14 protein-coding genes are annotated in these 17,116 nt (G+C 72.9%); 6 read left to right on the forward strand and 8 right to left on the reverse strand.

The genetic code is table 11. From position 1 onward, the window contains the following. Nucleotides 1-3: 3 nt before the first annotated feature. Nucleotides 4-1,239, reverse strand: a complete 1,236-nt coding sequence (locus WFH32_RS08915) for a TIGR03364 family FAD-dependent oxidoreductase (protein WP_336706996.1) — start codon at nt 1,237-1,239, stop codon at nt 4-6. 165 nt (nt 1,240-1,404) lie between these two features. On the opposite strand from WFH32_RS08915, the gene WFH32_RS08920 reads away from it, so the two are divergent. Beyond that, nucleotides 1,405-2,349 (forward strand): GntR family transcriptional regulator, encoded by a 945-nt coding sequence (locus WFH32_RS08920; RefSeq protein ID WP_336706997.1) that lies wholly within the window; start codon nt 1,405-1,407, stop codon nt 2,347-2,349. Further along, on the forward strand, nt 2,346-3,185 hold the full coding sequence (locus WFH32_RS08925; RefSeq protein WP_336706999.1) for a phosphonatase-like hydrolase: 840 nt from the start codon (nt 2,346-2,348) through the stop codon (nt 3,183-3,185). The genes WFH32_RS08920 and WFH32_RS08925 overlap by 4 nt, the downstream gene beginning before the upstream one ends. A gap of 31 nt (nt 3,186-3,216) precedes the next feature. Here WFH32_RS08925 and WFH32_RS08930 read toward each other — a convergent pair whose 3' ends face one another. Beyond that, nucleotides 3,217-3,675 (reverse strand): hypothetical protein, encoded by a 459-nt coding sequence (locus WFH32_RS08930; RefSeq protein WP_191796736.1) that lies wholly within the window; start codon nt 3,673-3,675, stop codon nt 3,217-3,219. Between the two features lie 176 nt (nt 3,676-3,851). Here WFH32_RS08930 and WFH32_RS08935 point away from each other — a divergent pair, with 176 nt between their 5' ends. Next, the gene (locus WFH32_RS08935) at nt 3,852-6,092 is read left to right on the forward strand and encodes a prolyl oligopeptidase family serine peptidase (protein ID WP_442946321.1); all 2,241 of its coding nucleotides are present in this window, start codon (nt 3,852-3,854) and stop codon (nt 6,090-6,092) included. Nucleotides 6,093-6,219: 127 nt separating this feature from the next. Here WFH32_RS08935 and WFH32_RS08940 read toward each other — a convergent pair whose 3' ends face one another. From WFH32_RS08940 to WFH32_RS08960, 5 genes are all read right to left on the reverse strand, one after another. Continuing rightward, complete coding sequence (locus WFH32_RS08940) at nt 6,220-6,408, reverse strand: hypothetical protein (protein WP_030150276.1); 189 nt, start codon at nt 6,406-6,408, stop codon at nt 6,220-6,222. Nucleotides 6,409-6,666: 258 nt separating this feature from the next. Beyond that, nucleotides 6,667-7,836, reverse strand: a complete 1,170-nt coding sequence (locus tag WFH32_RS08945; RefSeq protein WP_191796737.1) for a glycoside hydrolase family 1 protein — start codon at nt 7,834-7,836, stop codon at nt 6,667-6,669. 10 nt (nt 7,837-7,846) lie between these two features. After that, entirely contained in the window at nt 7,847-8,737 is an 891-nt protein-coding gene (locus WFH32_RS08950; protein WP_191796738.1) for a carbohydrate ABC transporter permease, read from the reverse strand. A 1-nt stretch (nt 8,738) separates the two neighbouring features. Continuing rightward, complete coding sequence (locus WFH32_RS08955) at nt 8,739-9,662, reverse strand: carbohydrate ABC transporter permease (RefSeq protein ID WP_336707000.1); 924 nt, start codon at nt 9,660-9,662, stop codon at nt 8,739-8,741. Nucleotides 9,663-9,671: 9 nt separating this feature from the next. Further along, a complete protein-coding gene (locus WFH32_RS08960) occupies nt 9,672-10,958 on the reverse strand; it encodes an extracellular solute-binding protein (protein ID WP_336707002.1) in 1,287 nt (428 codons plus the stop codon). A 141-nt stretch (nt 10,959-11,099) separates the two neighbouring features. On the opposite strand from WFH32_RS08960, the gene WFH32_RS08965 reads away from it, so the two are divergent. Both WFH32_RS08965 and WFH32_RS08970 read left to right on the forward strand, forming a co-directional pair. After that, nucleotides 11,100-11,852 carry a TetR/AcrR family transcriptional regulator gene (locus tag WFH32_RS08965; RefSeq protein ID WP_191796741.1) on the forward strand — a complete coding sequence of 251 codons (753 nt, stop codon included), beginning with the start codon at nt 11,100-11,102 and terminating at the stop codon, nt 11,850-11,852. Further along, a complete protein-coding gene (locus tag WFH32_RS08970; protein WP_336707004.1) occupies nt 11,849-15,262 on the forward strand; it encodes a GH36-type glycosyl hydrolase domain-containing protein in 3,414 nt (1,137 codons plus the stop codon). Before WFH32_RS08965 ends, WFH32_RS08970 begins: the two co-directional genes overlap by 4 nt. A 116-nt stretch (nt 15,263-15,378) precedes the next feature. Here WFH32_RS08970 and WFH32_RS08975 read toward each other — a convergent pair whose 3' ends face one another. Next, nucleotides 15,379-16,113, reverse strand: a complete 735-nt coding sequence (locus tag WFH32_RS08975) for an alpha/beta fold hydrolase (RefSeq protein WP_191796743.1) — start codon at nt 16,111-16,113, stop codon at nt 15,379-15,381. Nucleotides 16,114-16,215: 102 nt separating this feature from the next. Here WFH32_RS08975 and WFH32_RS08980 point away from each other — a divergent pair, with 102 nt between their 5' ends. Continuing rightward, entirely contained in the window at nt 16,216-17,115 is a 900-nt protein-coding gene (locus WFH32_RS08980; RefSeq protein WP_336707005.1) for a helix-turn-helix transcriptional regulator, read from the forward strand. Nucleotide 17,116: the final 1 nt, after the last annotated feature.

Here is a 17,116-nt window from a genome sequence, read left to right on the forward strand (position 1 = left end):
CCGTCAGAGGAAGCTGTCGAGCACGCGCGGGGCGAGCCCGAGCGCGGTGGTCATGCCGATGCCGGACGTGACCGACACCGCGCGCACGCCCGGCATGGGCGTGACGTCGAGGAACGGTGCGGGCGCGGAGGCGTAGACGCCCTGCCACCGCTCGCGGACCGTGAGGGGGCCCGTGCCGAGGAGCCGCGCGGCCTCGGTGAGCAGGAGCGCGTCGAGGGCCTCGGGGTGGAACGGCCCGGGCGTGGTCGCATAGGCGTGCGTGTCGCCGAGCGTGAGGGTCCCGTCAGGGCGTTGGGTGACCATGAGGTTCACCGCTGCGTCGACCAGGGCGGGGTGCTGGGCCCTCAGGCGCTCGCGGACGGCGGCGGTCGCGGGGGAGTGGCGGAAGCCGTCGTAGCGCAGCAACGAGGTGCCGGTGAAGATCGCGGGGTCGATCTCGCGGGGGCCGCCGCCTGCGCCCTCAGGGGCGTCGACGCGCAGCATCTGGAGAGTGCACCGCTGGATGCCCGCGGCGGTGGCGGTGTCGGGGAAGAACCGGTCCACGTCGTGCCCGACGGCGAGGATCACCTTGGTCGCGACGACGTCGCCACGGGAGGTGCGCACGAGGGTCACGCCGCTGCCAGCCTCGAAGCCCTGGACGGTCGTGGACCAGGCGAGGTGCGCCCCGCGCTGCTCGGCGTACCAGCGGGCGATCGCGGGGACCGCCTCGCGGGGGTCGACGCGGATGTCCTGGGACAGGAACGCGCCGCCGACGACCTCGTCGGGGTCGCCCGGGACGCGGTCGAGGACCTGGTCGCGGTCGAGCAGCAGGACGTGGCCGTCGCGGCCGTGGGCGAAGTCCTCGAGGACCTGCCGCTCGTCGTCGGCGCGGGCCACGACGACGGTGCCGGACTCGCGCAGCCAGAAGTCGGCCTCCTTGGCGAGCTGGATCCAGCGCTCGCGGGCCGCGAAGGCGTAGGTGAGGGCCGTGCCGTCCTGCGCGGTGAAGCAGCCGTGCCCGAAGTTGCGGACCGAGGCGCCGACGGCGCGGTCGTCGCGCTCGACCACGAGGACGGACAGCCCTCGGCCGACGGCCTCGACGGCGTGCGCGAGGCCGACGATCCCGGCTCCGACGACCACGAGGTCGACGCGGGCGGGGAGGCCGTTCCCGGCGGACGGGCGGTGCGTGCCAGGGTGGCCGGCGGGGAGGCTGGGTGTGCGGCCGGACGGGGCCGGGCGTCGAGGTGCTGTGCTGCTCACGACACGGACACTGCCGTGCGGAACGAGCACGGATCAAGCGATTCCGAGACTTGTCCAGACAAGTTTCCGGAGTGTTCACCTGGCGTTGGCGCTCCGTCCGCGGGGTTCATGCGGCCGTCATCGGGACGCCGTTCTCGGTGGGTGGGCGGCCTGTATGGTCAAGTCATGGCTCAGTCCTCGTCTTCCCGCATCGTGCCGTCCCCGGCGGCCCAGCCGGCCCAGCCGGCGTCGGCAGCCCAGCCGCCACAGCCCTCACATGGCCCGCTGCACCAGTACGTGCTGGGCGAGCTGCGCCGTCGGATCGTGTCCGGCACGTACGCGATCGGCGACTCGCTCCCGTCGGAGTCCTCGCTGTGCGCCGAGTTCTCGATCTCGCGCGGCACGGTCCGCCAGGCGCTCGGGACGCTGCGCAGCGAAGGACTCATCGGCGGGGGCCAGGGGCGCCCGCCGGTCGTGCGCTCGCGCGCGGTCCCGCAGCCGTTCGAGACCTTCCTGTCGTTCAGCCGGTGGGCCGCAGGGGTGGGGCGCGTGCCCGGTCAGCGGACCGTCGAGGTCGCGCGTCGCGGCGTGCACGGCGTCGCGGCCGACGCCCTGGGCCTCGAGGAAGGCACGCCCGTGGTCGAGGTCCTGCGCCTGCGCCTGCTCGACGGGGTCCCGGCGATGGTGGAGCGCGACACCTTCATCGAGCCGGTCGGGCGCCTCATCTTCGAGTTCGACCCGGACACCGGCTCGATCTACGACCACCTCATCTCGCGCGGCGCGGACCTGCACGCGGCCCGCCACGTGATCGACGCGGTCGCGGCCGACGAGACCGACGCCGACCTGCTCGAGGTGCCCACGGGCGCCCCGCTGCTGCGCGAGCGCCGCACCACGCGCAACGCGGCGGGCGTCCCCGTCGAGTACGCCGACGACCGCTACCTGCCCGAGCTCGCGGCCTTCACGATCGACAACACCCAGGACACGTCGCTCTCGATGGTCCGCTTCCCGACGGCGTCGGCCGCCGCGGCGTCCCTCGTGTCGCCGACGGCCGGCCGGGCAGACACGGCCCCCTTCTCCGACCTCACCGACGTCGCCACCATCACCGACCCGAACCTGGAGCCCTCCGCATGACCGGCAGCATCACCTCGACCACCGCGCCCGCACCGCCCGCCGCGCGACCGCCCCTCGCGATCGAGCTCGTCGCGCTCGACGTCGCGGGCACGACCGTCGAGGAGGGCGGCGCGGTCTACGACGCGCTGCACACGGCGGTCCTCGAGCACGGGAGCAGTGCGACGTCGTCGGACGTCCAGCACTGGATGGGGGCCGAGAAGCGCGCGGCGATCACCGCCCTGCTCGCGATCGGCTCCGGCGCGTCGGGGGATGCTCCCGACGAGGGGACGGTCGACGCCGCGTTCGTGCGCTTCACCGCGCTGCTCCACGAGGCGTACCGGCTGAACCCGCCGACCGCGATCCCCGGCGCCCCCGAGGCCTTCGCAGCCCTGCGCGCCGCGGGCGTCAAGGTCGCACTGACCACGGGTTTCACGCGCGACGTGACCCGGGGGATCCTCGACGTGCTCGGCTGGACCGTCGCGTCCGGCCCCGAGCAGTGGCTCTCGCCCGAGGTCACGCTCGACGCCGTGACGTGCGCCGACGAGGTGCCGCTGGGCCGCCCGGCGCCCTACATGGTCCACCGCGACATGGAGCGCACGGGTGTGCTCGACGTCGCGCGCGTGCTCGTCGCGGGTGACACGGTGCTCGACCTGCGGTCGGGGGTCAACGCGCGGGCCGGGGCGGTCGTCGGGGTGCTCACGGGCAAGCTCGGTGCGGCGGACCTCGGGCGCGAGCGCCACGACTTCCTGCTCGACTCGGTCGCCGACCTGCCGGAGCTCGTCGCACGCCTCAACCCCCCGGTGTCGCCGGTGCCGAGAACGAGGTATCGGTCGTCCTCGGGCTCAGAACGACCCTGATCCCGTTCTCGGCACCCCGGAGCGCGGCGGCTCAGCCCCGCGTCACGACCCAGCCGTCACCCGTGCCGTGCGTGACGGTCAGCGTGGCGCCCGGGCTCAGGACCCGGTTGGTGAGCGAGAGGTCCTCGGAGCACACGTCGGCCTGGGCGAGGCGCAGGTCCGCGACCTGCACGACCTCGTCGTCGTTGACGAACACGAGGTGTCCCGTGCCGACGTCGACCGTGCTCGGGAGCTCGCCCTGGACGGGGCCGTCGGTCCCGGCGGCCTCCGCGACCTCGGTCGGGTCGTCGCCGGGGCACACGATCACGGCCTTCTGCCAGTCGAAGTGGGTCGTCGAGATGAGGTCGAGGTCGCCGTCCGAGCGACCGGCGGCGACGATCCCGGCGAGCACGGTGTCGTCGAGGTCCTGCGCGGGCTCGGACCCGCACCCGGTCAGGAGCAGCCCGACGGCGGCGCTCACGGTCAGGGCGAGGAAGGGAACCTTGGGCACGGGTCCAGTATGCGCTCGCCGAGCTCCCGGCTGCCGAGCATGCGGTTGTCGCGAGTCGAGCATGCGGTTGCCGTCGAGAATCGGGCCGGCAGCGACGCCCACCGCATGCTCGGCACCGCGAGGGATGCGGGCCGTGGTACGGCGCCGGGGGCGGGGCGTCGTGATAGGACGGTGCAGTGACCACCGACAACGTAGACCCCGCCGCCAGCGCGCCGACCCCCTTCCACGACCTCGACCAGTACGTCGCGATCCCCCGCACGGGCGGCCTCGTGATGTCCCCGGACGGGCGCCGCCTCGTGACGAGCGTGTCGACGCTCGACGCCAAGCGCACGGCGTACGTCTCGGCACTGTGGGAGGTCGACCCGACCGGCGAGGCCCCGGCCCGCCGCCTGACCCGGAGCACCAAGGGAGAGGCGGGAGCCGCGTTCACGGCCGAGGGCGACCTGCTCTTCACCTCGGCCCGCCCCGACAGCGACGCCTCGGCATCGGCCGAGGGCGACCCGACCTCGGCCCTGTGGCTCCTGCCGGCCGCCGGCGGCGAGGCGCGCATCGTCGCGTCGGCACCGGCAGGGGTCTCGGCCCCGCTCGTCGCGCGCAGCGCGCCCGTCCTCTCTCTCGCGGCCGACGTCCTGCCCAGCGCGCGCGACCTGGCTCACGACGCCGAGCTGCGCACGGCCCGCAAGGACAAGAAGGTCGCCGCGATCCTCCACACGGGCTACCCCGTGCGGTACTGGGACCACGACCTGGGCCCGTCCGAGCCCCACCGCTTCGTCGCCGACCTCTCGCACCTGACCGACGAGCCGGCTCGCCCGCTCCCGGCAGCGCCCGCCGACTCCGACGCGGACGACCTCGACCTCCCCGCGGGGCGCGTCGAGCTGCGCGACGTGACCTCCGCCGTCGGACCGGCGCTGCGCGAGCACTCCGCGGACCTCTCCGCGGACGGGACCACGCTCGTCACGTCCTGGTCCGTCGCCGGGCCGGGCGCGTCCCAGCGCTCGATCCTCGTCGCGATCGACACCTCGACCGGCGAGCGCCGCACGCTCGTCGACGAGCCCGGCGCCGAAGCCTCGTCGCCGGTGATCTCGCCCGACGGTGCGTGGGTCGTGTTCGTGCGCGAGACCATCACGACCCCGCAGGCCGCGCCCGAGCAGGGCCTCGCGGTCGTCCCGCTGCGCGCGGGCGACGGCTCGGACGGCGACCCCGACGACGGCGGCGCGAACCACGGCCTGCGCTCGCTCGCCGCGAGCTGGGACCGCTGGCCCACGTCGGCCGCGTGGCTGCCGGACGGCTCGGGCCTGCTCGTGACGGCCGACGACGACGGACGCGGCCCGGTCTTCCACGTCGCGTTCACGCCCGACGGGTCGGGAGCCGACGGCGCGGTGTCGCGCCTGACCTCGGACGACGCGACGTTCACCGACGTCCGCGTCGCCCCCGACGCCTCGGCCGCGTACGCCCAGCGCACGAGCTACCTCGAGCCCTCGCACCCCGTGCGGATCGACCTCGCGGACTTCCTCGCGGCCCCTGCCGGCGAGCGCGCGCCCGTCGCGGCGACCGCGCTGCGCGGCCCCGTCGAGAGCCCCGACCTGCCGGGCACGCTCACCGAGATCGAGACCGCGGCGTCGGACGACGTGCGCGTCCGCGGCTGGCTGGCCCTGCCGCACGGCGCGAGCGCCGAGAACCCCGCGCCGCTGCTGCTCTGGATCCACGGCGGGCCGCTCGGCTCGTGGAACGCGTGGAGCTGGCGCTGGAACCCCTGGATCCTCGTGGCGCAGGGCTACGCGGTGCTGCTGCCGGACCCCGCGCTGTCGACGGGCTACGGGCAGGACTTCGTGCAGCGCGGCTGGGGGGCGTGGGGCGCGGCCCCGTACACGGACCTGCTCGCGATCACCGACGCGGCCGAGGCGCTGCCCGAGGTCGACGAGACCCGCACGGCCGCGATGGGCGGCTCGTTCGGCGGGTACATGGCGAACTGGGTCGCTGGACACACCGACCGGTTCAAGGCTGTCGTGACGCACGCGAGCCTGTGGGCCCTCGACCAGTTCGGCCCCACGACCGACGCGTCCTACTACTGGCAGCGCGAGATGACGCCAGAGATGTCGGCCGAGCACTCCCCGCACCGGTTCGTGGCCGACATCGTGACGCCCATGCTCGTGATCCACGGCGACAAGGACTACCGCGTCCCGATCGGCGAGGGCCTTCGCCTCTGGTACGAGCTGCTGTCGGCGTCGGGCCTGCCTGCCGCGGCCGACGGGAGCACCGACCACCGGTTCCTGTACTTCCCCGACGAGAACCACTGGGTGCTCCAGCCGCAGCACGCGATCGTCTGGTACCAGGTGGTGCAGGCGTTCCTCGCCGAGCGCGTGCTGGGTGAGGCCCCGGGCGAGGGTGCGGCACAGCTCCCGACGACGCTGGGCTGACGGCCGCGGGTACCTGCGGGCTCGCGAGGTAGAACGTGCTGGGCGAGGTAGTGCGCGTCGCGTCCTACCTCGCGCGGCACGTTCTACCTCGGCGGGGCGCCGACCGGTCTGCGACCCGACCTCGTGGTCAGTGCGACATGCGCCGGTGCGGCGGCAGGCGCCGGTCGTGCGCGGCACGGACGAGCTCGACGACCATGAACACGATGATCGACGCGACGAGCACGATGCCGAAGAGCAGGAACCAGTTCGCGGGGCCGGACCCCGTGGGGACGTAGACCGCAGCATCGACGCTGCTGGCGAGCATGAGACCGGACATGTCGACTCCTCGCTGACCGGGGGAGCTCCGGGGCGGAGCCCTTCCTCCAGGATGCACCCGTTCAGCGGTGCTGCACCCGGTGGGATCCCGGCGAGGCCGAGTCCGAGTTTGAGGCCGAGGCCCAGGCCGGGACCGTGACCGTGACCGTGACCGGGACCGGGAACGAGGACGAGGTCGAGGTCGTCCTGGGGAACAGGACGACCTCGACCTCGTGCTCGGCGGGCGGTGGCCTGCCGGTCGGGCAGGCGGGTGCTCGGCTCAGTCGTCGAGCGAGACCTCGCCGCGGGCGACGGACCCGAGCCAGCCGAGGCTCGGCTTGGGGAGGCGCTCGAACGTCTCCGGGTCCCAGCCGATGAGACCGAAGGTCGGCGCGAAGGAGCCCCACTCGTAGTTGTCGAGCAGCGACCAGTGGAGGTAGCCGATCAGGGGCAGGCCTGCGTCGACCTCGGCACGCAAGGCCCGCAGGGCGTCACGGGTGTAGTCGATGCGTCGCGAGTCGTCGGCCGTCGCGATGCCGTTCTCCGACACCAGCACGGGCAGGCCCGTGATCTCGTGGCCGAGCCGCGCCGCCTCGGCGATGGCGGGCGGGTAGTACTCCCAGCCCGTGAGGGTCTTCTCTGCGTCCTCGGGTGCGGGGAGCGGTCCGTCGACCGTGATGCGGGTGCGGGTGTAGGCCTGGACGCCGATGAAGTCGTCCCCCCGCGCGGCTTCGAGGAAGACGGTCTCGCGCGGGTACGCGTACTCCCGCAGGACCTCCTCGGCACCGGGGTCCGCGAAGAACTGCTGCGGGGCGACGGGCCAGCCCACGGGGACGCCCACGGTGCGGACGAGCTCGACCGCTCGGCGGTGCGCCGCGATGAGGTTCTCGGTCGCGACCGGGTCGGGCGCGTGCATGGTGCCCGCCTGGAGCTGCTCGGCGCCCTTGGCCGCCGTGATCATCATGGCGAGGATGTTGGGCTCGTTGATCGTGAAGACGTGCGAGGCGGCGTCCAGCAGCGGGAGCACGCGCTCCACGTAGCGGGCGAAGCGCTCGACGGACCGCGGGTCGGTCCATCCGCCGTCCTCGGCGAACCACCGGGGGGACGTGAAGTGGTGCAGCGTGATGAGCGGCGTGACACCGTGGTCGAGGCAGCACTGGATCATGCGGCGGTAGTGGTCGAGCTCGGCCCGGGAGAACAGGCCCTCGGCGGGCTCGATGCGTGCCCACTCGAGCGAGAAGCGGTAGGACGTCAGGCCCGACTCGGCCAGGAGCCGGATGTCCTCGGCGTAGCGGTGGTAGCTGTCCGCGGCGTCTCGCGACGGCTCGGAGAGGGTCGAGTCGGCCGCGACCTCGCGTGCCCACCAGTCGCTGTTGACGTTGTTGCCCTCGATCTGGTGGGCGGCCGTCGCGGCGCCCCAGACGAAGGGGTCGGGGAAGGTGAGGGGCATGGGGAATCTCCTACTTGATGCCGGTCATGGCGATGCCCTGCACGAAGTAGCGCTGCAGGAACAGGAAGAGGATCAGGATCGGGGTCACGACGAGCACCGAGCCCGCCATCAGCAGGCCGTAGTAGGTGCCGTTGGACCCGACCGAGTAGAGCGAGAGCGCCACCGGGAGGGTGTACATGTTCTCGGTCTGCGCGACGACGAGCGGCCACAGGAAGTTGTTCCACGAGCCGAGGAACGTGAGGATGCTCAGCGTCGCGAGCGGCGGCCCGCACTGGGGCAGGACGATCTTGAAGAAGATGCGGAACTCGCCCGCGCCGTCGATCCGGGCGGCCTCGATGAGCGCGTCGGGGATCCCGAGGATGAACTGGCGCATGAGGAACACGCCGAGCGGTCCCGCGAGGAACGGCAGGACGAGCGCTGGATAGGTGTTGACCAGCCCCATGTTCGACACCAGGACGAACATCGGCACCAGCGTGACGACGCCCGGGACCATGAGGGTCAGCATGACGAGCGCGAACAGCACCTTCTTGCCCGGGAACCGCATCTTCGCGAGCGCGTACCCGACCATCGAGCAGAAGACGATGTTGCCGAGCACGACGGCGACGGCGACGACGATCGAGTTGGTGAAGAACTGGCCGTAGTTGAGCTGCGACAGCCACTTCTCGTAGTTCTCGAGCGTCGGGTTCTCCGGCCACCACGTGATGGGCCGCTGGAGGAGCTCGCCCTGCGTCTTGAAGCTGCCGAGCAGCATCCAGATGAACGGCATCAGCGTGAGCAGGAGCCCGACGACGAGCGCGGTGTACGTGGCGCCGCGCGACCAGCGGATCGGGCGGCGGGCGCGGCGCGGTGCGGGGCTGGTTCCCGTCGGTGCCGGTGCGACCTTCGAGGACGTGAGGGCCATGTCAATCCTCCTTCGACCGCAGCAGGCGGAACTGGACGGCCGCGAGGGCGGCGATCAGGGCGAAGAGCACGTACGCAGCTGCGGACGCGAACGCGTAGTTGCCGTAGCCGAACTGGTTGTAGACGTAGTAGCTGATGGTCAGCGTGGAGTTGACCGGCCCGCCCTTGGTCATGACGAACGGCTCCTCGAAGACCTGGAGGAAGCCGACGGACAGGAGGACCGCACCGAGCAGCAGGGTCGGACGCATGAGGGGCACCGTCATGGAACGGAAGCGGCGCCAGGCGCCGGCACCGTCGACCTCGGCCGCCTCGTAGACGTCCCGCGGGATGGCCTGGAGTCCGGCGAGGAAGATGATCATGAGCGTGCCCATGTTGCGCCAGGCGGCCATGACGATGATCGAGGGCATGGCCCAGGTGCTGTCGTTCAGCCAGTCGGGGCCGTTGATGCCGACCCAGCCGAGCACGGTGTTGACGAGGCCGGAGTCCTGGAGGATGAACCGCCAGACGACTGCCACGGCGACGATCGAGGTCACGACGGGGGTGTAGAAGCCGACGCGGAAGACGCTGCGGAACTTCTCGATGCCCGAGTTGAGGGCGACGGCCAGGGCGAGGCCCAGCGCCATCGTCAGCGGGATGCCGACGACCACGAAGAAGAACGTGTTGACGAGCGCCTTGCGGAAGAGCTCGTCCTGGAAGACCTGGGCGAAGTTGTCCAGCCCGACGAAGTTCACCGCGAAGGGCGTCTTGATGTCACGGACCGTGAGGTCCGAGAACGACATGCCGAACGACGCGAGCAGCGGTCCCAGCATGAAGACCGAGAAGACCGCGACGAACGGCAGTGCGAACAGCCAGGCGACGACGGCTTGACGTCGCCGGTGGACGGCGCCGACCGAACGTCGGCGCCGTCCCTCGGTGGTCGTTGTCATGGCGGAGACTTACCAGCCGAGCCCGAGAGCGTCGGCCTTGGCCTGGATCGTCTTCGCCGCGTCCTCGGCCGTGACCTTGCCGTTGGCGACCTTCTCGGCCTCGGTCTCGATCGTGGCGGAGAGCTCGTCCCAGCTGGGCACGGTCGGCGGGGCGATCGTGTTCTCGAGCTGCTGCTGGAGCACCTGGGTGCGCGGGTTGGACGTCAGGGCCTCGTCGTCCCACGCGCTGGTGACGGCGGGGAGGTCGTTCGTCGCGGCGTACCACTCCTGCTGCGTCTCGGGGTCGGCGAGCCAGCGGACCAGCTTCCAGGCGCCGTCGGCGTTCTTGGCCTCGTCGAAGACGCCGAGGTGCGCGCCACCGATGTAGGAGTCGTTGTTCGCGGTGCCCGCGGGGACCGGGACGGTGGCGACGTTCTGGTCGACCCATTCCTGGCCCTGCATGTCGGCGAGGACGTTGACCATCCACGGGCCGGAGATGAAGGCCGGGTCGGAACCGTCGACGAACGCGCTGTTCTGCGTGTCGCCGTAGCCGGCCAGGGGCGACAGGCCCTCGGTGAAGAACGAGGCGTAGTAGGTGAGCGCGTCGATCATCGCCTGGTTGTCCAGGTCGTAGGCGTCACCGGCCTCGTTGAAGATCGAGCCGCCCGCCTGCGAGTAGAACGGCAGGATGACCTGCGTCGAGTCCTCCGCGTCGCCCATGGGGAGCTGGAGGCCGTACTCGGAGCCGTTCGCCTTCATCGCCTGGGCGAACGCGGTGAGCTCCTCCCAGCTCGTGGGGGCGGCCACGCCGGCAGCCTCCGCGAGGTCCGAGCGGTAGTACATGACGCGGGTCTCGACGTACCACGGCACGCCGTAGTCGACCCCGTCGGCCACGGTCGAGGCGGCGGCTCCCTCGATGAAGTCGTCGGTGTCGACGAGCCCGTCAGGGACGGGCGCGAGGCCCCCCGTGGAGACCATGGTCGGCATGAACGACGTGCCGATCATGATCGCGTCGGGCACGGTGCCGGCGGCGACGGCCGTCTGGAACTTGGTCATGACGTCGGCCCACGGGATCGTGGTGACCTGGACCTTCGCGTCGGGGTTCTCTTCCGTGAAGCCCTTGACGAAGTCGGGGAGCTTCTCGCCCTCCTCGCCCATGGCCCAGACGGTGATGTCGCCTGTCGCGGGCGAGTCGTCCACGGTCGTCGTGGAGCCGGCGTCGGGCTTCTCTGCCGACCCTTCGTCCGCGCGCCCACAGGCGGTCAGTGCCAGGAGTCCGACGATGCCGACGGCGACCGCCTTGCGTCCGAGCTTCATGAGCAATCCTCCTCATCGAGTGTTCGGCTCGATCTCTGAGCCGATGCGAAACTACCATAGCGTGCGCTCGGTTAGTCTTTTCACCAGTGGTGTCCGGCACCATACGGTGGATACCGACAAATGCTGACGAAGGAGACGGTGATGACCGACAGCGGTCCTGGTGCCCGAGCTGCCGACACGACGACCCCGGACGCCCCGCCCCAGGGCCGGTCCAAGGAGAAGGTGCCGGGCACGGCCGACGGGCAACCCCAGGGCAAGCGCCCGGACGGCCGCCTGGTCCGAGGTGAGCAGCGTCGCCGCGAGATCCTGCGGACCGCGGTCGAGGTGTTCGGCGAGCAGGGCTTCCGAGGCAGCTCGCTGCGCGAGATCGCCGCCCGTGTCGGGATCTCCGAGGCCGGCCTCCTGCACCACTTCGGCAGCAAGGCCGGGCTGCTGACGGCGACCATCGAGGAGCGCGACCGGCGTGACCTCGACCGCCGCACCCAGGCGGAGACCGACGGCGCCTCCCTCCTGGCCACGATCCGCGACCAGGTCCGGCGCAACGCCGAGACCCCCGGTCTCGTCGGTCTGCACGTCGTCGTCGCCGCCGAGGCGACCGAACCGAGCCACCCTGCGCACGACGTCGTCCGGGACCGCTACCGGGCGCTGCGCCACCAGGACGACACCCGCTTCCGGGACGCCATCGAGCGCGGCGAGCTGCGCCCCGAGGTCGACCCGCAGGCTATCGGCCAGCTCTTCTCCGCAGTGATGGACGGGCTGCAGCTCCAGTGGCTGCTGGACCCGGAGAACGTCGACATGGTCGCCCTCTTCGACCACTTCGTCGCGCTGCTGCAGCCGGACCAGGGCGCCGCGCGCGCCATCGATGAACAGACGACAGAGCAGGAGTCCACGTGACCAGCACCGCCATGACCGCCCCCCTCGCGGGCACGACGATCGCCTCCGGCGAGATGACCGTCGAGCTCTCGCAGGGCGGTGACGTGCACGCCGTCCGGACCGGCGGGCTCCTCGTCAACCAGTACCTTCCCGGCGAGCACGACCGCATGCCGGGCGGCGTCCTCCTGCGCGCGACCCACGCCGACGGAACCGTCGAGGTCGCCCGGCTCACCGGGTCCGCTCCTGCGGTGACGAGCGTCGAGACCGGCGCCGACCGCGTCGTGTGGTCCGGTGCGGCGCTCGGGCTGACGTCGCGCGTCGCGCTCACCGTGGACGACCGGACCCTCGTGTGGCGCGTCGACCTCACGGCCGGACCGGGCACGGACGCCCGCACGGTCTACGACGTCGTGCACGCCCAGGACCTCGGCCTGGCGCCCCCGGCGGCCGCGCTGTCGAGCGAGGCCTACGTCTGCCAGTACCTGCTCCACCGAGCGCTCGAGCACCCCACCGCGGGCACCGTCCTCGCGAGCCGCCAGACGATGTCCGCGCAGCCGCTGCTGCCGCTCGCCGTCACCTTCCTCGTCGAGGGGGCCGCCGCCCACCTCACAGACTCGCTCCAGGTCTTCACCCCGCAAGCCCGTCACGACGGCGTCCCGCACGGCCTGCTCGGCCCCGTCACCTCGGGCGTGCTGCAGTACGAGTACGCGATGCCGACGCTCGTCTCCCGGCCGCTCGACCTCTCGACGGGCACGACCCAGGTCCACGCCGTCACCGTCGTCGACCTGGACGCCCGCGGGCCGCTCGCGGACACCGTCGACGAGGTCGACCGGTGGGCCACCGGCGCCGTCGCCGTCGCCGCGCAGGAACGTGCCGCGCACCCGCTGCCCACGACCGGCTCGGAGCTCCGCGACGCCCCGCTGCTGTCCGGCGACGCGCTCGACGAGGTCGACCTGCTCGCCGCTCTCGGCCTCGTCACCGAGGACGTCCTGCTGCCGGAGCGCGACGCCGACGGCGCGCTGCTGTCCTTCTTCACCCCCGGCGGGTCGCACGTCGTCGACGGGCGCAAGGAGACCGTGACCGAGCGGTCCCACGGCCATGTCCTCAAGGCCGGGGACGCCGTCCTGCCCACCGACGAGGTGCTGTCCGCGACGGCGTTCGCGCCCGGCGTGTTCGTCTCGCACGTGGTCCTCGGCAACACGACCGCCAACCGCCTCGTGTCCGTCCACCGCCACCACCTCAACCTGCTGCGCAGCAGCGGGCTGCGCGTCCTCGTCGACGACGGCCAGGGCGCCCACCTGCTCGGCGTGCCGTCGGCCCTCGTCCTCGACGTGGGTGGGGTGCACTGGGTGTACGAGACGCCCCTCGGTCGCATCGACGTGCGGACCGTCGCGCACCACCGACGCGACCGCCTCGACGTGAGCGTCCGGTGCGAGCGAGCGCTGCGCGTCACCGCCACGCTCGAGCTCGACGACGAGGCCGGGGGCTGGGTCGCCGAGCACACGTCCGAGGGCGCGGTCCTCCTGCGCCCCGTCGTGGGCGGCGACGTCGACGCGCACTACCCCGAACTGCGCTACGCCGTCACCTCGACCGCGCCGATCTCGACCTCGCCGATCGCCCTCGAGGACGCCGCGGCGCATCGGGTGTCCAGCACGACGGGCTCGGGCGGCCTGACCGTCGCGATCTCCGGATCGCTCCACGGCGACGCCGCAGCGCTCGACCTCCTCGCCCCCGAGCACGCACCCCTCGACGACCTCGAGGCCACGCTCGCGGGTCACCTGGAGACCGTGCGGGGGCTCGTCCGCGGCCTGCGCTTCCAGCCCCACCCCGAGCTCGCGACGCAGGAGCTCGACCTCCTCGTGCCGTGGTACGCGCACGACGCGCTGATCCACTTCCTCGTCCCGCACGGGCTCGAGCAGTACTCGGGCGCGGCGTGGGGCACCCGCGACGTCTGCCAGGGCCCCCTCGAGCTGGCGTTCGCCGGCGGGCGCGAGGACATCGCCCGGCAGATCGTGCTGCGCGTCCTCGCCCATCAGCACACGTGGGGCGGGTTCCCGCAGTGGTTCATGTTCGACGAGTACGCCGAGCGGTACAACGACTCGTCGCACGGCGACATCGTCGTCTGGCCGCTCTTCGCGCTCGCCCAGTACCTCGAGGCGAGCGGCGACCTGGCGGTCCTCGACGAGACGGTGCCCTTCTGGGACCACGCGCACCGCGGCCCCGCCTCCGCGGGGGCGGACGCCGAGGCGACCGTGCTCGACCACGTCCAGCGGATCCTCGACCACCTCGAGACCGACCTCCTGCCAGGCACGTCGCTGCCCGCGTACGGCGAGGGCGACTGGGACGACACGCTCCAGCCGGCCGACCCGCAGATGCGCACCAACCTGGCCTCCACCTGGACCTCCGCGCTGCTCGTCCAGGCAGCCGACCTCCTGGCCCGCACCACGGCCGGGCGCGGCGACCTGCTCGCGCTCTCGGAGCGGGCCGACGCCCTCGCGACCGCGGTCCGCACCGACCTGCGCGAGCGCGCGCTCGTCGACGGCGTCATGGCGGGGTACGTGCGGCACGGCGACCAGGGCGACGAGCTCGTCATCCACCCGCGGGACACGAGCACGGGGATGCGCTACCGGCTCATCCCGATGAACCAGTCGATCATCGCGGGCATCCTCACCCCGGCCGAGGCCGAGGAGCACGAGAACCTCATCCTCGAGCACCTGCACTTCCCCGACGGCGTGCGGCTCATGGACCACCCGGCCGCGTTCGACGAGGGGATCCCGCGCACGTTCCAGCGGGCCGAGCAGGCGGCGAACGTCGGGCGCGAGGTCGGCCTGATGTACGTGCACGCGCACATCCGCTACGCCGAGGCCCTGGCCGCGCTGGGCCGCGGGCGGACGCTCGACGAGCTGCTCCGCATCAGCCCGTTCGACCTCGGGTCCCGTATCGCCCACGCCGCGCCGCGTCAGCGCAACGCGTACTTCTCGTCGAGCGACGCGGACTTCCCCGACCGTGCGAGCTTCGCGCGCGACTTCGACCGGCTCCGCGACGGGTCCGTCGGCGTGCGGGGTGGCTGGCGCGTCTACTCGAGCGGTCCGGGGATCTACCTGCGCCAGCTCGTCCAGGGCGTCCTCGGCCTGACCGAGCAGGCGGGCGCTCTCGTGGTCGACCCGGTCCTGTCCGCGACGGCCGACGGACTCACGGTCGAGCTCGAGTTCGGGGGCCGGGCGCGCACCGTCGTGTTCCGTGTCCGGGACCGGGGCGTGGACCCCGACCGCGGCGCGGGCGTGCAGGTGCGGGCCGGCTCGGGTCCGGACGACCTCGTGGTCGTGCCCGCCTCCCCGCGGACCGGCGACTACCGCGAGCGCGGCGTGGTCGTGGCGCCGGGCGGGCTGGGCGACGCAGTGCTCGTCGAGGTCACCGTGGCGGCCGGGTCGTAGCCGCCCGCCGGTTTCGAGGTCGGGGTCGTCCTGCGCGCAGGGCGGCCCCGACCTCGTCGTGCGACCTGCCCGCCTCGCCCGGCGACGCAGGCGACGGGGCCGGGTGCGCGGCCCGCCTACGCCCGCGCCGCCCGCACGATCTCGGCCGCGAGGTCCGCGGGCCGCGAGAACATGGGCCAGTGCCCGGTCGGCAGGTCGACGTACGTGACGTCGAGCTCGCCGAGCTCGGTGTGCAGGGGCGGCCCGGGGTGCGCCATCGTCTTCAGCACCTCCGAGGGCAGGCTCGTGCAGATCGCGGTCGCCGGGACGTCGAGCCGCGCGGGGTCGCTCACGTGCACCCGGCCGCCCGCGACGCCGCCCGGGTGGGGCACGGCCCGCGCGCGGAACCGGGCGAGCCCGGCATCGTCGATCCCGTCGAGGCTCGACCCTGCGGCCGTGAGCTCCTCCCACGAGGGCAGCGGGATCTCGACCGTCCCTGCGGGCAGGTCGGGGGCGAGCGACGCGCCGTCGACGAGCGGCCCCGTGTCGACGTGGACCGTGCGGCGGATGCGCGCGGGGTCGCGGTCGACGACCTCGTGGATCACGGGGCCGCCGCCGCTGTGCCCCACGAGCACGACGTCCCCGTCGAGAGGCGCGATCACGTCGCGAACCGCCTGGACGTGGTCCTCGCGGGTGAGTCGGCTGCGGTCGGTCGCGACGTCGTCGAGCCCGGGGAGCGTCACGGCGTGCGGTGCGAGGCCTGCAGCCTCGAGGTGGGGGACGACGTCGTCCCATGCCCACGCCCCGAGCCAGAAGCCCGGGACGAGGACGACGTGGACCTGCTGGTCGCTGCTGTGCTGTGAAGTGGTCATGACCCCAGCCTGCCGGGGTGTCGGTGACACCTGTCTGTCACCATTGTTCGAGGGGTTCCGCGCGACGTCCGTCGGCGGTCCCGGACCTGACGGAGGCGGCGCGTGAACAAGACCGAGCGGCTCTACGCCGTGGCCGAGGAGCTGCGTCGTGCCGGCCCCGGCGGCACCACGGGGCCGCGCCTCGCGCGCCTGCTCGAGGTCAGCGAGCGCACGATCAAGCGCGACGTCTCGGCGCTCCAGCAGGCGGGACTGCCCGTCTGGGCACAGGCCGGACCGGGTGGCGGCTACGTGCTCGACCCCTCCGCGTCCCTGCCTCCCGTGAACTTCACTCCGCAGCAGGCGGTCGCGGTCGCGGTCGCGCTCGCCGCGCTCCCGCCCGGCAGCCCGTTCGCGGTCGACGCCGCCACGGCGCAGGGCAAGGTCTGGGACGCGCTCGGTCCGCAGGCGCGCGAGCGGGCGGCGGCGCTTGCGGCAAGGGTGTGGATCGACCACGGCGCCGCGTCCGGGCGCGCCCCGGACGGCGCGAGCCCCCTGCCCGACGGCGCCGCTCGCCCAGGCCTGGACGTCGCCTCGGGGCCGGACGGGTCGGTGGACGACGTGACGGCGGGTGGCGCGGGACCAGGCGTCGCCGCGTCGGGGAACGCGGTGTTCGACGGCGCAGCACCGGGCACCGTCGACGGCGTACCGGGCGACCCCGTGCCGCGCGCCCGGGTGCACCTGCAGGTCCTGCGTGCCGTCGAGCAGTCCCTCGCCCGGTCGGTCGTGCTCGCGATCCGGTACCGCGACGGGCGCGGCCACGAGTCGGCCCGTCGGGTCGAGCCCGTGATCCTGGCGCACACGGCGGACGCCTGGTACCTCATCGCGTGGTGCCGGTCACGGGAGGCCGTCCGCTGGTTCCGCCTCGACCGCGTCGAGCGGGCGGACCTCACGGGCGAGCCGTACGTGCCGCGGCCGGTCGCGGAGGTGGGGACTCCGCCGTCGGGCGCGATGCCCGTGGCCTGAG

Origin of the sequence: Oerskovia sp. USHLN155, from assembly GCF_037145535.1 — a bacterium.
Lineage (GTDB): Bacteria > Actinomycetota > Actinomycetes > Actinomycetales > Cellulomonadaceae > Oerskovia > Oerskovia rustica.

Excerpts from the sequence above, each read along its gene's own strand:
- WFH32_RS08955 (WP_336707000.1), bottom strand. The coding sequence starts at position 9,662 with ATGACAACGACCACCGAGGGACGGCGCCGACGTTCGGTCGGCGCCGTC.
- WFH32_RS08960 (WP_336707002.1), bottom strand. The coding sequence starts at position 10,958 with ATGAAGCTCGGACGCAAGGCGGTCGCCGTCGGCATCGTCGGACTCCTG.
- WFH32_RS08975 (WP_191796743.1), bottom strand. The coding sequence starts at position 16,113 with ATGACCACTTCACAGCACAGCAGCGACCAGCAGGTCCACGTCGTCCTC.
- WFH32_RS08950 (WP_191796738.1), bottom strand. The coding sequence starts at position 8,737 with ATGGCCCTCACGTCCTCGAAGGTCGCACCGGCACCGACGGGAACCAGC.
- WFH32_RS08925 (WP_336706999.1), top strand. The coding sequence starts at position 2,346 with ATGACCGGCAGCATCACCTCGACCACCGCGCCCGCACCGCCCGCCGCG.
- WFH32_RS08945 (WP_191796737.1), bottom strand. The coding sequence starts at position 7,836 with ATGCCCCTCACCTTCCCCGACCCCTTCGTCTGGGGCGCCGCGACGGCC.
- WFH32_RS08940 (WP_030150276.1), bottom strand. The coding sequence starts at position 6,408 with ATGTCCGGTCTCATGCTCGCCAGCAGCGTCGATGCTGCGGTCTACGTC.
- WFH32_RS08920 (WP_336706997.1), top strand. The coding sequence starts at position 1,405 with ATGGCTCAGTCCTCGTCTTCCCGCATCGTGCCGTCCCCGGCGGCCCAG.
- WFH32_RS08965 (WP_191796741.1), top strand. The coding sequence starts at position 11,100 with ATGACCGACAGCGGTCCTGGTGCCCGAGCTGCCGACACGACGACCCCG.